Annotated in this window: 14 protein-coding genes; all 14 read right to left on the reverse strand. The window is 35.0% G+C overall.

Features of this window, described 5'->3' with window-relative positions:
• Positions 1 to 24: 24 nt before the first annotated feature.
• Complete coding sequence (locus GM661_RS14975; protein WP_230867565.1) at positions 25 to 2,379, reverse strand: glycoside hydrolase family 31 protein; 2,355 nt, start codon at positions 2,377 to 2,379, stop codon at positions 25 to 27.
• A 6-nt stretch (positions 2,380 to 2,385) separates the two neighbouring features.
• Positions 2,386 to 4,704, reverse strand: a complete 2,319-nt coding sequence (locus GM661_RS14980) for a glycoside hydrolase family 65 protein (RefSeq protein WP_230867566.1) — start codon at positions 4,702 to 4,704, stop codon at positions 2,386 to 2,388.
• A gap of 34 nt (positions 4,705 to 4,738) precedes the next feature.
• A complete protein-coding gene (locus GM661_RS14985; RefSeq protein ID WP_125991477.1) occupies positions 4,739 to 5,554 on the reverse strand; it encodes a carbohydrate ABC transporter permease in 816 nt (271 codons plus the stop codon).
• A complete protein-coding gene (locus GM661_RS14990; protein ID WP_230867567.1) occupies positions 5,554 to 6,417 on the reverse strand; it encodes a carbohydrate ABC transporter permease in 864 nt (287 codons plus the stop codon). The genes GM661_RS14985 and GM661_RS14990 overlap by 1 nt, the downstream gene beginning before the upstream one ends.
• A gap of 83 nt (positions 6,418 to 6,500) precedes the next feature.
• Positions 6,501 to 7,766, reverse strand: coding sequence for an ABC transporter substrate-binding protein (locus GM661_RS14995; RefSeq protein WP_230867568.1), 1,266 nt, complete (start codon positions 7,764 to 7,766; stop codon positions 6,501 to 6,503).
• A gap of 182 nt (positions 7,767 to 7,948) precedes the next feature.
• A complete protein-coding gene (locus GM661_RS15000; protein ID WP_230867569.1) occupies positions 7,949 to 8,962 on the reverse strand; it encodes a LacI family DNA-binding transcriptional regulator in 1,014 nt (337 codons plus the stop codon).
• 601 nt (positions 8,963 to 9,563) lie between these two features.
• A complete protein-coding gene (locus tag GM661_RS15005; RefSeq protein ID WP_230867570.1) occupies positions 9,564 to 10,355 on the reverse strand; it encodes a nitroreductase family protein in 792 nt (263 codons plus the stop codon).
• Positions 10,356 to 10,651: 296 nt separating this feature from the next.
• Positions 10,652 to 10,798 carry a FeoB-associated Cys-rich membrane protein gene (locus tag GM661_RS15010; RefSeq protein WP_205739288.1) on the reverse strand — a complete coding sequence of 49 codons (147 nt, stop codon included), beginning with the start codon at positions 10,796 to 10,798 and terminating at the stop codon, positions 10,652 to 10,654.
• 52 nt (positions 10,799 to 10,850) lie between these two features.
• A complete protein-coding gene (feoB, locus tag GM661_RS15015; protein ID WP_230867571.1) occupies positions 10,851 to 12,890 on the reverse strand; it encodes a ferrous iron transport protein B in 2,040 nt (679 codons plus the stop codon).
• 63 nt (positions 12,891 to 12,953) lie between these two features.
• Positions 12,954 to 13,190 (reverse strand): FeoA family protein, encoded by a 237-nt coding sequence (locus GM661_RS15020; protein WP_125991497.1) that lies wholly within the window; start codon positions 13,188 to 13,190, stop codon positions 12,954 to 12,956.
• Entirely contained in the window at positions 13,191 to 13,433 is a 243-nt protein-coding gene (locus GM661_RS15025) for a FeoA family protein (RefSeq protein ID WP_125991499.1), read from the reverse strand.
• Positions 13,434 to 13,866: 433 nt separating this feature from the next.
• Complete coding sequence (locus GM661_RS15030) at positions 13,867 to 14,847, reverse strand: ketoacyl-ACP synthase III (protein ID WP_230867572.1); 981 nt, start codon at positions 14,845 to 14,847, stop codon at positions 13,867 to 13,869.
• 152 nt (positions 14,848 to 14,999) lie between these two features.
• Positions 15,000 to 16,637, reverse strand: coding sequence for a response regulator transcription factor (locus GM661_RS15035; RefSeq protein ID WP_230867573.1), 1,638 nt, complete (start codon positions 16,635 to 16,637; stop codon positions 15,000 to 15,002).
• Between the two features lie 13 nt (positions 16,638 to 16,650).
• The gene (locus GM661_RS15040) at positions 16,651 to 18,489 is read right to left on the reverse strand and encodes a sensor histidine kinase (protein WP_230867574.1); all 1,839 of its coding nucleotides are present in this window, start codon (positions 18,487 to 18,489) and stop codon (positions 16,651 to 16,653) included.
• Positions 18,490 to 18,674 lie beyond the last annotated feature (185 nt).

Genomic DNA, 18,674 nt, shown 5'->3' on the forward strand with positions numbered 1-18,674 from the left:
TAATTTTGTGCGATTAATTTTAATTTATTGTTCAATTTTTATCTCTTTCACATCAGAAGCAACTACCAGTAAAACCCTATTCCCATCATTCTGAAAAAAATGGGGCTGTCCATCAACAAGCACCTCTTCTGCCTGGTAATTATTGATCATAAAAGTAAATTTCTTATAACTTTTATATTTCTGATGTATCTTATTGATGCTAATAGTTAATCCCTGACTACAAGTTACTTCAAATTGATATAAATTATACTCTCCTTTTTGATAATTAAAGCTTTCTCCATCATCCTGATAATGAACATAATTTAAATCACCAGGGTAGAGGTCCAGAATTAACTCCTGCTTTTCACTATCAAGGTCATCCTCTACCTTATAATTAGGTATCAAACTACCTTCTTTAATAAAGATGGGGCAGGTATCAAGAGGGGTTTTTCTCAGGATATATCTCCCCCCTTCAATAATCTCTTTTGTCCAGTAATCAACCCATCTGCCAGAAGGTAAATAAACAGCCCTGGCCAGTTGACCCTGCTGGACTATAGGGGCTACTAAAATATTTTCACCAACAAGGAATTGATCATTTAATTCATAAGTATTTTCATCATCCTGATAGTGTAAAACCAGTGGTCTAATAATAGGTAAACCTGTTTTTTGCTCCTGCCAGAATAAATCATATAAATATGGGATCAGTCTATACCTTAATTTTACATAATTCCTGTATATTCTTTCTGTTTCTAAGTCAAAACACCAGGGCTCCTGGTCTCTGGTGTAAGCAGCAGAGTGATTTCTGAAGAGTGGTGTGAAGGCCCCTGCCTGTACCCAGCGTGCTAATAGTTCTCCTGAACAGTCAAAACTAAATCCACCAAGATCTACACCACAGAAAGCCATACCACTTAAACCTAGATTCATCAACATAGACAGTGACATGCGCAGGTGTTCCCAGAAACTCTGATTATCACCGGTCCAGACAGTAGAGTACTTCTGTGTGCCAGCATAAGCTGCCCGGGTAATGACAAACGGCCTTTTACCGCTATACTTCTTAATCCCTTCAGCTGAAGCCCTGGCCATTAAATGACCATATACATTATGGATCTCCTGATGATCTGTCTGATGTCCCTCATTTTCAAACTGAAGGTCAACAGGTAGAGGGCCGTCAAAACTGGCGGGTTCATTCATATCATTCCAGATACCTGCTACCCCGGTTTCAAGCAGAGTATTTTGCTTATCGGCCCACCACTTTCTTACCTCTTCACTGGAAAAATCCGGATAAAGGCTCTCCCCAGGCCACACCCTATTCACATAGGGAATGCCATCTTTATCCCGTGCAAAATAGCCGTTAGATAGACCTTCATCATAAACTAAATAACCATTATCTTTTTTTATTCCAGGGTCGACAATAGTTACTACTTTAAAACCCTGTTTTTTTAAATCACTGATCAGCTTTTCAAAGTTTGGGAATTTTTCCTGATCCCAGGTAAAAACACGGTAGCCATCCATATAATCTATATCTAGATAAATTGCATCACAGGGAATGTCTTTTTCCCTTAACTTATCAGCAACTTCCCTGACCCTGTTCTCAGAATCATAACTATAACGAGACTGATGATAACCAAGTGTCCATAACTGAGGCAGTGGTGTCCTCCCGGTTAAATATGTATATTTCTCTACAACTTCTTTAATAGATGGTCCATATATAAAATAATAATTCAGGTTTCCATTATCAACACCATAGTAAAGGTATTGACTACTCTCTTTACCCAGATCGAAATACGACCTATAAGTATTATCAAAAAACAAACCATAGGCCAGACCATCTTTAAGGATAATGACAAAGGGTATTGATTTATAAAGGCTTTCAAAACTTTCTACATGAGGGCTGGGGTCATCAGTATTCCACATTTGATAGCGATAACCCTTTTTATTTAAAGGACCTGTCTGTTCACCCAGACCGTAGAAATACTCTTCACCTGTCATTTCTTTTAGGACCTCTATTCTGTTTTTTATATTTCCCTTGATAATCTGATGACCTTCTTCTGCTATGATATCCCCTTTACCACGCCGGATAAAAGGCTTCCGTTCTCCCCGATAATCCTTAGAAATAATTTCATCATCTTTATCATAGATATCTACTTTGAACTGATCATGTATGACTACTTTCAGCTGCTCTGTTTTAAGAATAATTCCCACATCTTCAGTTACTTCAAAAGATATATTATTATCTCCTTTTATCTCTTCAACAGCCCGGGAAAACCGCCGCTGATTACTTATGGGAGCAAAGAAGTTTACTATCGATGGAGAGATAAATTCTACTTCTCCTGAATGTTGTTCATAATTAATGATAACTTTATTTTTTTTCTTTTGATAATCCTGTATCTGCCCAAACATATACTATCACCCCTGTTTATAATCTTTAATCTTTAACTGGCCATCTCCTGCTAAGTGATATTCTTTATCATAGACCTTAATCTCTATATCATTTTTACTCTCATTTTGAATAGTTAGACCCTCTAACCCAACCATTATATTTACTAATGCTCCTCTATAGTTTATTTTAAAACTATAAGAAGACCATTTTTCTGGTAGAAAGGGATTAAGTATTAAAGTATTATCTCTGATCCTGAGTCCGCCAAAACCCTGCACTATAGCCAGCCATGTCCCAGCCATACTTGTAATATGACAGCCATCTTCAGTGTCATTGTTATAATTATCCAGGTCAAGTCTTGAAGTCCGTAGATACATCTCATAAGCCTTCTGGTAATCCCCGATTCTGGCCGCCAGGACTGCGTGAACAGATGGGGACAAAGAAGATTCATGGACAGTCCTTGCTTCATAGAAACGGAAGTTCCTCCTGATAGTTTCAAGGTCATATTTATCTTCCAGGAAATATAAACCCTGGAGTACATCTGCCTGTTTAAGAAAACAGGAACGGAGTATCCTATCCCAGGACCAGTGCTGGTTAAGGGGTAATTCTTTCTTAACCAGTTCACTAACAAGAAGCTGTTCTTTATCCAGATAATTGTCCTGCTGCAGGAAAATACCCTCTTCTTCATCAATAGGGTAATACATCTTATTAATAATATCATGCCACTTATTAATCTCTTCTGGTTTAAAAGATACCTTTTCTTTAAATTTTGCTAAACTTTCAGGGTATTCCTGTTTAAGATAGTCCATGACCTCCAGGGTATATTCCAGAGTCCAGACTGCTATCCGATTGGTGTACCAATTATTATTCACGTTATTTTCATATTCATTAGGACCTGTTACCCCCAGGATAACATATTTATTCTTCTTCTCTGAATAATTAACCCTCTGGGCCCAGAAACGTGCTATGGCTATTAATACCTCTAGTCCATAATCAGCCAGATAGGAATAGTCCCCGGTATAATTAACATAATTATAGATGGCATAGGCTATAGCCCCATTGCGGTGTATCTCCTCAAAGGTTATCTCCCATTCATTATGACTCTCTTCCCCATTCATAGTTACCATGGGGTAAAGGGCAGCACCACCGGAGAACCCAAGCCTGGCTGCATTTTCCTGGGCTTTCTCCAGATGCCGATAACGATACAATAGTAGATTTTTAGCAACAGACTGGTCTGCTGTACTCAGATAAAAAGGTAGACAGAAGCCTTCTGTGTCCCAGTATGTACTCCCCCCATATTTTTCACCTGTAAATCCTTTGGGACCAATATTAAGCCTCTCATCTTCACCAGTGTAGGTTTGATTTAACTGAAAAATATTAAACCTTATCCCCTGCTGGGCAGCAGTATCACCCTCAATCTTGATATCACTTTTCTGCCATATTTCTCCCCAGGCTGCTGACTGCTCGGCCAGTAAATTATCAAAACCCAGTTCAGCTGCCTTCCGGGATTGACAGCTGGTCTCAGCAATAAGTTCACCTACCTGGTAATACCGTGAAGATGTACTGGCTATATATTTAAATAAAGTCACTTCATCATTTTGCTGAATATCCAGGAAATATTTATTTGCTATGTATTTTTCATTCTTTATTTTATCAAGGTCAGGCCTCAACTCTTGACCATTTTTTCTTATTTGACAATCCATAGCTGTACAGATGTGAAAATCCAATTTTTTTGTCTTTAACAGCAAATAACCCCTACCGTCATTGATATCGCCAGCTACCTGATCCCAAAATTTTTCACCATAATTGGCATCCTGGTTTATTACATCACCATCTAAATAAGGGGTTATCTCCAGTTTTCCCTCAAAATTTAAAGCCTTAACTGAATAACGGATTGCAGCTATCTCCGGTCTGGCCATACTAATAAAACGGCAGGCATTTACTTTAAGACGGTTTCCGTTACTAAATTCCGCTATAAACTCTCTGCTTAAGTATCCCTCTTTCATATTGAGGATTCTTTGAAATTTCTCTACCCTACATTTAGCCAGATCCAAAACCTGACCATCTACCTTAATATCTATACCTAGCCAGTTAGTAGAATTTAAGACCTTAGCAAAATATTCAGGATAACCAATTTTCCACCAGCCGACAACCGTTTTATCAGGGTAATAGACACCTGCCATATAATTGCCCTGTAGGGTCTCCCCACTGTATTCTTCTTCAAAATTAGCCCGCTGACCCATATAACCATTCCCCAGACTAAAGATACTCTCTGATAAAAGCTGATTTTCTGAATCAAATCCTGGTTCAATTATTTTCCAGGGATGATGTTCCAGATACTGTTTCATAAACTATCCCTCCGTCTATATTATTCGTTACGTCTTATTTAATACTCCCTTCAGTAAAACTTTTAATAATATGTTTCTGAGAGAAGAAATAGAAAACTATTACCGGTATTATTGCTAATACTAAACCGGCCATTGCCAGATTCCACTGTTTAGTATACTCACCAAAAAAGAAGAATATCCTCAATGGTATAGTATGAGTGTCCTCGCGGTTAATAACCAGTGAAGGCAACAGGTAATCATTCCAGATCCAGGTAGAGTTCAAAATAGCGACTGTAACTGAGATGGGTTTCAGGATCGGAAGAATAATATACCAGTATGTCTGCCAGTAATTACAGCCATCTATAATAGCTGCCTCATCAAGGGACTTAGGAACACTCTTTACAAAACCATGGTAAAGGAAAATAGATAAACTTGAACCAAAACCTAAATACATAAAAATAAGTCCAGGTATATTTAGAAAGTTTAGTTTTCCCATTATCCTGATCAAAGGGAGCATTACTGATTGAAACGGAATAAGCATAGCAGCAATGAAAAGAAAAAATATAAAATTACTTAATTTGGTTTTTGTCCTCTCCAACATCCAACCGGCCATGGAAGAAAAAATTATAATCAGGGCAATACTTGCTACTGTTATGATTAATGAATTAGCAAACACCCTTAAAAAATCCAGTCTCTGCCAGGCCAAAATATAATTATCAATATTAAATGAATCAGGCAGACCCAAAGTATCCAGAAACAACTGCCTCTTTGTTTTAAAAGAATTAACCAGCATAATATAAAAGGGTGACAGATAAAGACCTGCAGCCAGTAGACCTATCACTATTAGCATAACTTTCCTGCCCTTTTTCATTACATTTCCACCTCACCTTTTTTAGAAATATAAACCTGGCTCAGGGTAAAAATACCAACAATAATTAAAAATATAACAGCTTTGGCCTGTGCTTCTCCAAATTTCATAAATGAAAAGGCTGTGTTATATATATTCATAGCCAGCATCTCACTTGACCTGGCAGGTGCACCACCGGTCAGAGATAGATTCTGGTCATATAATTTAAAGGAATTAGAGAGTGTTAAGAAAAGGCTGATCGTAAAAGCAGGTCTAACCAGTGGTAACATTATACTTTTAACCCTCTGCCAGGTGTTAGCACCATCTATCTGGGCAGCCTCTAGTAATTCTTTGGGAATACCCTGAATTGCTGCTATATAAATAACCATAACATATCCTGACAGCTGCCAGGTCATTAAAATAAGCAGTCCCCAGAATGAAGTTTTCGTTGTGGACAGCCAGCCCATTAACCACATCTGTCCGGTATACTCCCCTAAAGAAGCAAAGGCATTAATAAAGATGAACTGCCAGATAAATCCAAGTATTAAACCACCTATTAGATTCGGCATAAAGAAAATTGTCCTCAGCAAATTACTCATTTTCAAACCCCGGGTCACCAGTAAAGCCAGTGAAAAACCAGTAACATTAATCAAAATCACGGAAACAATAGTAAACTTGGTAGTAAAAATAAAGGAATTTACAAAATGCTTATCACTAAATAACTCAAGGTAATTACTAATACCAACATAAGTAAGATCAGCATTAATGCCATTCCAATCTGTAAAGGAATAATATACTCCAAAAATTAGTGGTATTATTACAACTATTATAAAAGCCAGTAAACAAGGTCCAACAAAAGCCCAGAATGTCAGCTTATTCTTCTTCATTTTTTATCCCCCCTCTTATTTTATAATATGAGAGCCACTGTAAAAACAATGACTCTCATAGTAAATATATTTATTCCTTCTAATTACTTCCTGACATCTGACCATTCTTCTTTACAGTTCTCTTCCAGTTCATTCCAGCTTATATCTCCAGCTAGATAGGCCTGGAGGTTGGCCCCAAGAATCTGTTCTCCCCAGCCAGATGGATAACCCATAAAAACCCAGGATATTGTCTTTTCTGCTTCTGAATACTCTAGAATATCCTCTGCCAGGGGATCAGAAGGCTTTAATCCCTCATAACCACTGAGTGCCGGGATAAATTTGAACTCATTGATAATCATTTCCTTGCCTTTATCAGAAGTATAAAGCCAGTTTAAGAAATCCTTGGCTGCTTCTTTTTCAGCAGCCTTTCTATTTTTGTTAACAGCCCAGTACATTGGAACACCAACAGGAATACTATCTTCAACAACTCCCTTTAAAGGAAGGGGCAATATACCTATATTTACTGCAAGTTCTTCATCCATACTGGCTATACTAGCATATACCCAATTCCCCTGTTGAATTACTGCTACCTGTCCCAAAGAAAATAATTCATCCACCTGGGTAGAGTAGTCGACAGCATTTAAAGAAGCCTTTGTTCCAGCCGGTTTATAGCCATAATCCGCCTGTAAATCAACAAGTAGTTTTAACTCTTCACCATATGTAAACTCTACTTCATCTGCCTTATAAGCCGTCAGAACATCTCCAAACTCCTGGCTAAAGGCTACATTCGAAAGGTGTAAACCAGTAACCCATTTCTCCTTAGCAGGAAAAGCAATAGGAGCCTTTAACCCCAATTTACCTTTCTGGTCCTCCAGTTTATCAAGCGCTGCTACCAGGGCATCATAACTGGTGATTACTTCAGGGTCAATACCTGCTTCCTGGAAAATGGTTTTATTATAAATAAAACCATAACCCTCCTGATTAAAGGGCAAGCCATAAATCTTGCCATCAACTGTTACACCATCCAGCACACCCTTATAAGCCAGATCAACCCAGGGCTCACTTGATAAGTCTTCCAAATAATCCATCCAATCATCAATATCCTGAGGACCACCTACATTAAAAATTACCGGTTCATTACCAGAAGCAAACCTGGATCTTAAGGCAGCACCATAATCATCACCACCACCAACTGTCTGAATATTTAATCTCACATCCGGGTTCTTTTCCATATACAACTCAGCAGCCTTTTCCAGTACATCTTTTGTTTCAACCTTAAACTGAAAAATATCCACCTCTACCGCCGAAACAAGCATAGAAAGAGAAAATACAAAAACCAATGACATAACCAATAAATACTTAGTCTTCAATTTAAATCATCCCCCTTTAATTTGATTTTATTATTAAGGATTTCTCCTCATTACCAAAAATTTTATCAAAAGTTTATTTTATATATGTAAAAAAAGCAGACAAATTATACTTTGGTTGTTGCAATCGTTTGCACAATTATATATATTGTACCTTCAGCCTTATCGACATTATAATCATTTGATTATTGGAGAGTTTCCCTAATAACTAATTCTGTTGGTAATATAATTTCCTCTCCCTGATAATCCTCATTATTCAAGATATTTATTAACATTTCAGCCGCTTCTTTACCCATCTTATTAATCGGAATTTTAACTGTTGTTAACGCCGGCCTCAAATAAGAAATCATCGGGTCATCATTAAAACCAACTATACCTATATCCCGGGGAACCTTAAATCCATAATCCTGAACAGCACGCAGAGCCCCTAGGGCTATCATATCATCAAAGGCAAGTATAGCATCAAATGGTTCCCTGTTTGACTCCAGAAATTTTAAAGTACCCTGATAACCATCTTCATATGTAAAGTCATCTATATAGATTATCCGCTGATTTTTATGGGCATGTTCAGCCAATGCCTTTTGATACCCCAGGGCCCTATCCTGGCTAACGATATATTCCCTGGGACCAGAAAGAGCAATAATATCTTGATAGTTTTTCTTAAATAGATAAATTACTGTATCATAGACAGCCTTTATATTATCATTATTTACAATGGGAATCCCCTGGTATTCGGGACTCCTTCCGATAAGTACAAAGGGAAATTCTGCCTCAAGCAATTGATTGATTAGTTCATCATTACTCCGGGAAGCCATCAAAATCACACCATCAACCCGGCGGTTTCTAATTAATTTGATGGTTTCTTCCTGTTCTTCGTGATAATCACCAGTAGAAGATAATATTAAATTATAGTGTTTTTTTTGAGTAACAACTGCAATCCCTTGAATTATCTCTGAGAAAAAAGGATTAGCAAAGGCTTCCTGGGTAGGTCTGGCCATCACCAGACCAATGGTATTTGTTTTCTTAGTAACCAGACTCCTGGCAATTGCATTCTGGTGATAACCCAGCTCTTTCATGGTTTTACGGACAAGTTTCTTAGTTTTTTTACTTATACGCTGACTATCACTTATAACCCTTGATACAGTAGATGGAGAAACACCAGCCACTCTCGCTACATCTTTGATAGTAACATTTTTCATCTAGACCACTCCCAGTATGATAACCTCATGCAATCGTTTGAATATATAATAACATAATTTTTTTGAACATGCAATGTAATCTGGATAAATCTTAAACTTTTTTAAAAAAACATCTATTAAATTAACAATACTATCATCTAAGAACCTTAAATATAGCAACTGCTATGACTACTGCAGTTGCTATACCAATAAAATAATATTTTAAAACCATACCTTATTAATATTTTATAGTACACATATTTATACATTAAATCTTTCAATTTTTGCAGCTAATTTTTCTGCAATTTCACTCAATCTTTCTGCACTAGCTGCTATTTCTTCAGTTGCAGCGGTTTGCTCTTCACTGGAAGCTGCTACTTCCTGGGCATTACTTGCGGACTCCTGACTAACAGCTGGTGCTTTATTAAGGTATTACCACTATAGTGGTAAAATTAAAATAACAACTTTTTTAAAACCTTTTAAGAAAACAATACATAAATAAACAAAAAAAGAGACCTCGCAATGACAATTTAATGGGAAAAAGTGAGGTCCCTTTGAAAAAAATCTATTTTCATAATATTTAAAAGCAAGATGGTTTTCACCATATATTATAGTAAACAAGTTATTTTTTTACATATACTGCAATATCTGGTTTGTTTAGATAATTCCAGCCACCTTGTATGTTATTAATTAAAGCAGCTATTTCAATATGTAACATGGCAATACCACAATCCAATCTTTTACTTTCAATGTCACTTAATTTATCCAGGGTAATTTTAATTTCTTTAGCATCCTCACTGACAATAAAACGCCACGGCTGCCTATTTACAGCAGAAGGGGCAAGTCTTGCCAGACAGACCGCATCCTTAATCCAGATTGGCCAGTGCTGATTATAATCTGGACACAATTCTTCTAAAGGTTTCCTTTGATGACTACCTGCTATTTTTTTCATTAATTTCTCAATAATACTCTGCTTATTGCTACTATAACCGACAGGAGTAATTGCCACTACTTTCTCTGAAAATCCAATAGAGAGCTGGTCTTCAACAAGTTTAGGTTTAAATGTACCACTAATCCAACAACTAGCTAATCCTAATGATGTTGCTTCTAAAATACACATCTCTCCAAGGTACCCAATTTTCTCATAACAGTGTCTATCATTTTTATCTACTATAAAAGCAATATATGACCTAACCCCTTGTATAAATCCATATGAAGCAATGATAGATTGAATAACTTTACTACCTCCATCATCAATAAATTCTGCACGAACACCATTTACTTCAGTATTAGCTTGAGCAATAAATTTAAGCAATCTTTCCTTTATATTCCCTACCAAAGGCTGCTGATTATATGTTCTAATAGAGTGTCTTATTTTAACAGCATCCCTCCATCGCTGAACAGGAAAATCCATGTAACAACCTCCCTTTTCTTCCGATATTAGGCAAATTGATTAAATCACTCATAAATTATTCTCCTTTTTAATAATATTCCCCCCCCGAGTTAAAAAAACTAAAATAACAAAAACATTACCACACATAATTTCTGCATCAAGCGAATATTCCCTTTATTTGAATTAAACTTTTTCTAATTTAACATTGTTATAGTTATTCAAAAATTGAAATTTTTTATCTAAAGTAAAATAGAATTCCCCTCAATAATTTTGTTATTGAGGGGAACTTTTGATTCAGATATTACCTAAATGTAAGGTTAATCTATATCAATATTCATCTCTTTCATTGAACAATTCATATCACAACCATCACAACTACAGTTTCCTTTACTTTGTTTACAGATACTTTTCCAGAGATACCAGATACTAAAAACAACAATCCCAACTACTATCAATATATCCATTATATATCACCTTCTTTTTTGGTAACAAAATTATTTAAATCCTCAATAATACTTAATATAAGAGACTACCCAATTGATAAATTATAAAAGCTATTATCCAAGCTATCACAAAGGTATATATTGCTGAAAATATTGTCCATTTCCAGGAATTTGTTTCTCTCTTAATAGCACCTAAGGTAGCTACACAAGGGGTATATAGTAATGTGAGTACCATCAGAGAATACGCAGATAAGGCAGTAAAGTTTTGAGCAATAGCTGTACTAAGACCTGATTCACCAACACTATATACAACCCCCAAAGTACCAACAACAACCTCTTTAGCCAAAATACCAAATATCAAAGCAGCAGTTGACTGCCAGTTACCCAGTCCTAATGGGGCAAATAATGGTGATAAGAAACTACCTATTTTACCTATAAAACTGTGTTGGCTGGCATATTCCACACCTAAAGGGAGACTTGATAATAGCCAGATTAAAACAACTACACTAAAAATCAAGGTCCCAGCCTTTTTAATAAAGAGACGGCCGCGTTCCCACATATGAATAATAGTACCTTTTAATGAAGGCATTCTATATTGAGGCAGTTCCAATACAAAAGGGGAAACAGCTCCCTTAAACAAAAAGCTTTTAAATAATTTAGCCATTACTATAGCTACTAGAATCCCTAGGACATATAGAGAAAAAATAACATTACCCTCATTACCAGGGAAAAACACTCCAGCAAAGACTACATAAACAGGTAAACGGGCAGAACAGGACATAAAACTATTCACCAGTATAGTAATCATACGATCACTTTTATTCTCTAGTGTCCGTGTAGCCATTACCCCAGGCACATTACAACCAAAACCAATTAATAGCGGTATAAATGACTTGCCATGTAAACCAAAACTACTCATTAATCTATCCATAACATAGGCTGCTCTGGCTAAATACCCACTATCTTCCAGGATAGATATACAGAGAAAAAGCAGAAAGATATTTGGTATAAAGACCAGCACAGAACCAACACCACCAATGATTCCATCAACAATTAGTGAAACCAGGAAATCTGAAGCATTTACAGCCAGTAATAGATTGGAAGCCAGTGTCCCTAGAAAGGCAAAAAACTCTTCAACCCAGCCTATCATTGGATCACCCAGGGCAAAGGTTATTTTAAAAACCGACCACATAGCCAGCAGAAAAATGGGAATACCCAGATAGCGGTTAGTTACTATCCCATCAATCTTATCAGAGAAGGAAACCTTTTCTTCAACAGACTTGGATTTCTTGACAGTCTTCTCAATTAATTCATTAATAAAACCATATCTCATATCTGCAATAATTGTGTCACTTTCTTCTCCTGTTTTACTCTCTATTCGTTGGATACATTTTTTTATTTCTTCTAACTGCCTTGCACTAAGCCTATGTTCAACATCTTCCAGAATATGTTCATCCTGTTCCAATATTTTCAGGGCTAACCATCTAATATTATATTTGACTTTTAGTTCATTATTCATAACTACAATCTCAGAAATACTCTTTATTTCTTCTTCGAGTTCATTACCATAATTAATTTCTAATGGTTTTTTATCTCTACCGGCAATGTTAACAGCAGTAGAGACTAACTGTGTAACACCTTCACCTTTAGAAGCAGATGTCTTAACAACAGGTATGCCTAAAATACTGGATAATTTATCAATATCAATCTTCTGCTGTCGTTTTTCGACTTGATCATACATATTTAAAGCCAGTACAGTATTAGCCCCCATCTCAAGTAACTGTAATGTTAAATATAGATTTCTTTGCAGATTAGTAGTATCAACTATATTTACTGTGACATCAGGGCTGTGGTATAACAAAAAATCCTTAGCAACAACCTCGTCTTCTGAATAAGCCCCCAGGCTATATGTGCCAGGTAGATCAACCACATTTACCAAATTATCTTTATATTTTAATGTTCCCTCTTTTCTTTCAACAGTAACACCAGGCCAATTCCCCACATGTTGCCTGGCACCTGTCAACTGATTAAACATACTTGTTTTACCAGAATTAGGATTACCGGCCAGAGCAATTACTATATTATTTTCTGGATAACTTGACTTCAACTCCATTTGAAAAATCACACTCCTCTTTTAGTCCTTCCTAAAGTGAAAACAAAAAATAATCAAAAGAAGCTAGTTTAGTTCTTCAACCATTATTTTTTGTGCCATACCAAAACCTAAAGCTACTTTGCTTTCACCAAGCATTACAATAATTGGACCATTATCATTTTTTAATAATTTCAAATTAACACTTTTAACAAAACCCATATCAGTCAGTCGTTTTCTAAGTTTATAGCCACCTATAATATCTTTAATAACAGCATTCTTACCTGGGGTAACAAAAGCTAATGGTACTTGACTCCCGTTCATTTACTCAACCTCCACATAAATCTCATCGGCTTCTTTTTTTCTTAGACTTAGGTTATAACCCTTGATATCAACTTTAATCGGGTCTCCCATTGGTGCTTTTCCTTTTACTTTTACTTGAGCACCTTGTACCAGACCCATATCTAGAAACCTTCTTTTCAAACTCCCTTTAGCTGTAATCCGGACAATCATTCCTTTTTTACCAACTGCCAATTCTTTTAATGAGACCATATTATTTGTTTGCATACTTCCTTTCCCCCCTGCCCTTCAATAATTTTTACAGCTGTCAAATACCTGCATTGATTAAAAACTTAAAAATTCAATATATATTGATAATCATTTTCAATTAAAATTATACGGTCTTAGACACACCTAAGTCAAACACAGTATTTTATCTAATTCAGCTATTTAGCTTGATTTAATTAGATTATATTGATTATACTCAAATTCTTAGACATTTTATTTTAACCTGTTTAAATACAAAAAATAATATATATGACTATCCAAATAAAGGCTATAATGGCTATGCAAAACACATGACCGCGAATAAAATAATGACTATTAAGAAAAAACAGGGCCATTACAGGCCCATTTTCATGTTTTCAAGTTCATCACTCTTTAATTAAATATCATGGATTTAAACAAGGTAATAAATCTATCAATGATATATAATATAACACTACCATTCTATTATCGTTCCCCCGTGAGATAACCCACCACCAAATCCATATAACAGCATTTTATCTCCCGGCTTAATCTCAACTTCATTTAAAGCCTTCCAGATAGCAAGTGGAATTGAAGCTGAAGAGGTATTACCGTAAAATTCATTGCTAATTAAGGTTTTTTCAATGGGGAAGTTCATTCGTTTACAGAGCGCTTCTATCATACGCAAATTAGCACTATGAGGTACAAACCAGTCAATATCTTTCAATACCAGACCACTTTTTTCCAGGAGTTTAGAAATTCCTACTGGGATATTTTTAAGGACATATTCATATAAAAGTCTTCCTTCTTGCTGAAATAATTTTTCTTTATCCATTTTTTGACCGTTTACCCTCTGTGACAGATTACTACAGGTAGCATAGTGAGCTAGCTTCCCATCTGATGTAAAATATGATGCCAGAAAACTCTCTTTTTCCTCTTTCCCTTCTACCAGAACAGCTACTGCGGCATCACCAAAAAGAATACATGTATTTCGGTCTGTATAATCTACAACTTTAGAGAGGGCTTCAGCAGCAATGACTAAGACTTTTTTACTGTGTTTAGCCATTATTAGAGAATCAGCTACACATAATCCATAAATAAATCCTGTACACGCTGAATTTAAATCCATAGTCCCAGCTGATTCCATATTAAAATAACCCTGAGTCAATGCAGCTACTGATGGAGTTAAGTGATCAGGTGTAAAAGTAGTTACAATAACCATATCAACATCGTTAATTTTAACATTATTACTCTCTATTAAATTCTCCACAGCTTTTATGGCCAGATCACTTGCAAACTCACTTTCTGCAGCAATTCTTCTTTCCTTGATACCAGTACGCCTAACTATCCATTCGTCATTTGTATCTACCATTTTCTCAAGATCATGATTTGTCAATTTTTTATTTGGTAAGTATGCACCTATACCAGTTATCTTTGCATTGAATTTGTTATTCATATTTACCTCCATAAAATATTAGTACCAGATATTAATATCTGGTACTAATATTTTATCACTATTCACTGATAAATTCAATATTCAAATAAACCACTTTGTCCTATCTTATCCTTAAATCAAAATTAAATACAATTTTTTATGTGATACCTAAGTTAATTTTTACTGTCCCTGATAGATTCTTCATATTCTACTGGTGTCATACCCTGAATACCCTTAAAGACCTTAAAGAAATAATTATAATTATTGAACCCAACCTCAGGCACAATCTCCTTAATCTGACAATTAGTACTGGCAATTAAGGACTTGGCTTCTCTAATTCGTACATAATTAAGATACTGGATAAAACCCTGACCAGAGTCTTTTTTGAACTTCCTGCTTAAATATGAGCTATTTACCCCAATCCTATCAGCCACAATACTCAAATTAATATCATCCTTATAGTGCTGATCGACATATGACATCGCCTCACCTGTTATCCCACTATAGTTTTGGGCATTATATTTCCCCTGTAAGTAGTCCAGAAAATCAGTATAAATATTTATGATCCATTCTTTTAATTCCTGAAAGGTATCATATTTATATAACTGTTCATAGGGATTATCCCCATACTTATAGAATCTAGAGAGTTCTATTGAATATTCTTTAGCAACCTTATTAACAATATTTATAAAAGAAATAATAGTTAATTTCACTGAATTTATACTGGGTTGGGATTCCATTATTTGATCAAAGATATCTCTTATCAGGGAAATCATCTCTTTTTTATCCATCCTCTTTATTGAATCCAGCAGTTCCTTTTCTTCCTTTATACCCAAAAAATTAACATTACTCTTTACTTTATTGGCAGAGGTATAGTAAAAAATCTTATCTTTTCCATAATAAAATTTTTTCTTGAGTAATTGCTCAGCCCTAGTATAGTATTGATTTATCCTGTTAATATGATGGCAGATATCTGCAATAGCAAAGCAGGCTGTTAGATTAAAGTTTTGCTTGATAGTAGTCCTTAATCTATTAACCGTAGTTGTTACCTGATTGAAGATACCCTGTTCACTACTTTTATTTTTAAACGAAAATAAAATAACAAACTTTCCGTCCTCCAGAAAAGAAAGCACAGCTAACGCCATATCTTTAAGTATCTCATTAGCCATACTGCTAAATGATTTTTTTAAATCACTAAGCTCACTATCCAGATATTTCTCTTTAAGAAAATCATAATTGTCTAGCTGGACAGCAACTACTACTATTTTTTCGAAATAAAGTTTAATACCTAACGAGATAAGCTCTTTTCTGGCCTGTTTTTCACTTTCTACCCCTTCTTTCACCAGCTTATTTATTGCATTTTCAACAAGGGTATGTCTACCTGTCTTTAGCTGCCTTGCCAACATTTCCTTTTCCCTATTTGAATTTTCTTCTTTAACTACAGCCTCTTTTATTGATTTGAGAGTGGTCAATAATGAATCTGGGGTTAAATTATGTTTTAAGATATAATCAAGTGCCCCCAGCTTTAAACTCTGTTTTACATACCTAAAATCATCATAACCACTAATAGCCAGCACTTTTATATCAGGATAATAGCTTCTTATATATTTTATTATCTCTATACCATCTTTCCCTGGCATAGACATATCTGTTATTACCAGGTCTATTTCCTTATTATCAATAATTTCAACTGCTTCATTTCCGTTTTTTACCACATCATAAAGTAAAAAACCATGTTCTGCCCAGGATATCATATTCTTTAAATGACTGTAATCAAAAATATCATCCTCAACAATCAAGGTCTTAATCATTTTATCCCCCATCCTAAGTGCTTACTGGCAAAGTAATCACTACAGTAGTAAAATAATCCTCAAAACTATCAATTTCAATTCCATATTCATCTCCAAAGTACAGCTTTATCCTTTCTTGAACATTATTAATACCAATACCAGAGAAATGCCCTTTATGTGAGTCATCTCCACTTAATACCTGATATATAGTCTCTTTAGACATACCTACACCATCATCTGTAATCGTAAATAGCATTTTGTTATTATATATTATCCCTTTAACCTCAATTATCCCGGAACCTTTCTTTGGTCCTATACCATGTATTATCGAATTTTCAATTACTGGTTGTAATAAAAACTTAGGGAGTTTTTTATCCAGCAGTTCCTCATCAATATCAAAATTAACTTGAAATTTGTTATAAAGCCTATACTGCTGGATATTAATATAGTTTTTTAAGTAGTCTATTTCCTTACGAACTGTGATAAAATCTTCTTCTTGATCCATACTAAGGTGTAGTAATTCTATCAAAGAAGTTAATAAAGACTCTAAATTATCTGCTTTCTGCACATTAGCAAGTACCCGGGCTGTATTTAAAATATTTGATAGAAAATGTGGATTAATTTGAGCCTGTAATGCCTTAAATTCAGCGTCCCTTTTCTGCTTTTCTTTGAACTTAATATCCTGCAGAAGATTTTGAATCTCTTTTACCATAACATCAAAATTACTGGCCACCTCTGCAATTTCGTCCCTATTATTATCTGCAATACTAACTGTTAAGTTTCCTTTTTTGACCTCATCCATAGCCCTTATTAATCGCCGTAAAGGGTTTGATATACTATCTGTAAAAAGAATAGATAATAGTGCAGCCAGAACAAAACAGACCAGTCCTAAAATTATAATCTTCCTACCGATTCTGCCTGATTCCATATTTAAGTATTTATATGGTATAGTACTTACCAGATACCAGGGGGCGTGTTTAATTGGAGAGTAGGCTATTAACTGTCTACTACCATCTATTGTCATATTAAAGGTATTATCTTCAAGATTTTCTTCACTTACCTTAATATTCTCAACAAGCCCTACTGATTTATATAGTTCATTAATCGGGATAGTAGGACTCCTACTGGAGACTACCTTACCATTTGAATCCATAACAAAAATCTCTGCCCCATCACCAATATCTATATTACTATATATCTTAGAAAAGAAACTTTCATTAGTTCTAATCATGATAACACCAATTATATCACCCTGATAAAGGCTTTTAATCGCCCTTCCTACAATTATACCATAAGGGTCTTTAACAACCCTGTCTACCATATGTTTTTCATCTCTACTATCTATACCCCGCCAGACAGGTGCACCATCCCTATCCCTTATTTCACTTAAATATTCTACTAGATATTCATCTTTAAACTTCAATTTAAAACCGGTATCACCATAGGCCAAAATCTGTTTATTATCATTGGTATAAATTAAAACATCGGAAACATCATGCAAAAAAGAAAATTTCTTGACCAGGGTATTGTTTATATTATATTCAGCATTATGCATCTCCCATTCAGTCATCTTATTATAATTTAGTAAAACATCCTGCACCCTATCTGAAAAACCTATCTCAATAGTATCATACTCCAGTCTATCTAATTCAACCATAATATTTCTGGAGACCTGATTTACTACCTGAGTAGAATAGGTATTTATCTTATTATAAATAGCCTCACTTGATTCCTGATATGAGAATATACTGGTCACTAACATCGGTAAGAGTGATAGGAGCAAAAATAAAATTATCAAACGATAGTGTATTTTTATACCTCTAATTTTATTGTAGAAAAGCTCTAAAAACCTTTTAAAAAACGCAAGTCTCATATATATGCCCCATTTATAATATTTTATATTAAATTATACCATAAAACCCTAAAAAACAACTACAAAAGAGTAATAATATATAATTAAAGTTAAACATACAAAAAGAGAATCCTGCAAAAGATAAGGAATCTCTTTTTGTTAGGCATTACATTTAGAACTAGCTGGAAGTTTAACTGCCGTATTAA

The sequence above is a fragment of the Iocasia fonsfrigidae genome (assembly GCF_017751145.1).
In the GTDB taxonomy this organism is placed as follows: domain Bacteria; phylum Bacillota; class Halanaerobiia; order Halanaerobiales; family DTU029; genus Iocasia; species Iocasia fonsfrigidae.

What these genes read in the sequence shown, in the direction of transcription:
- GM661_RS15040 (WP_230867574.1), bottom strand. Translation starts at nt 18,489, where the DNA reads ATGAGACTTGCGTTTTTTAAAAGGTTTTTAGAGCTTTTCTACAATAAA.
- GM661_RS15000 (WP_230867569.1), bottom strand. Translation starts at nt 8,962, where the DNA reads ATGAAAAATGTTACTATCAAAGATGTAGCGAGAGTGGCTGGTGTTTCT.
- GM661_RS15010 (WP_205739288.1), bottom strand. Translation starts at nt 10,798, where the DNA reads ATGGATATATTGATAGTAGTTGGGATTGTTGTTTTTAGTATCTGGTAT.
- GM661_RS14990 (WP_230867567.1), bottom strand. Translation starts at nt 6,417, where the DNA reads ATGAAGAAGAATAAGCTGACATTCTGGGCTTTTGTTGGACCTTGTTTA.
- GM661_RS15030 (WP_230867572.1), bottom strand. Translation starts at nt 14,847, where the DNA reads ATGAATAACAAATTCAATGCAAAGATAACTGGTATAGGTGCATACTTA.
- GM661_RS15020 (WP_125991497.1), bottom strand. Translation starts at nt 13,190, where the DNA reads ATGAACGGGAGTCAAGTACCATTAGCTTTTGTTACCCCAGGTAAGAAT.
- GM661_RS14975 (WP_230867565.1), bottom strand. Translation starts at nt 2,379, where the DNA reads ATGTTTGGGCAGATACAGGATTATCAAAAGAAAAAAAATAAAGTTATC.
- feoB (WP_230867571.1), bottom strand. Translation starts at nt 12,890, where the DNA reads ATGGAGTTGAAGTCAAGTTATCCAGAAAATAATATAGTAATTGCTCTG.
- GM661_RS14980 (WP_230867566.1), bottom strand. Translation starts at nt 4,704, where the DNA reads ATGAAACAGTATCTGGAACATCATCCCTGGAAAATAATTGAACCAGGA.
- GM661_RS15035 (WP_230867573.1), bottom strand. Translation starts at nt 16,637, where the DNA reads ATGATTAAGACCTTGATTGTTGAGGATGATATTTTTGATTACAGTCAT.
- GM661_RS15025 (WP_125991499.1), bottom strand. Translation starts at nt 13,433, where the DNA reads ATGCAAACAAATAATATGGTCTCATTAAAAGAATTGGCAGTTGGTAAA.
- GM661_RS14985 (WP_125991477.1), bottom strand. Translation starts at nt 5,554, where the DNA reads ATGAAAAAGGGCAGGAAAGTTATGCTAATAGTGATAGGTCTACTGGCT.
- GM661_RS15005 (WP_230867570.1), bottom strand. Translation starts at nt 10,355, where the DNA reads ATGGATTTTCCTGTTCAGCGATGGAGGGATGCTGTTAAAATAAGACAC.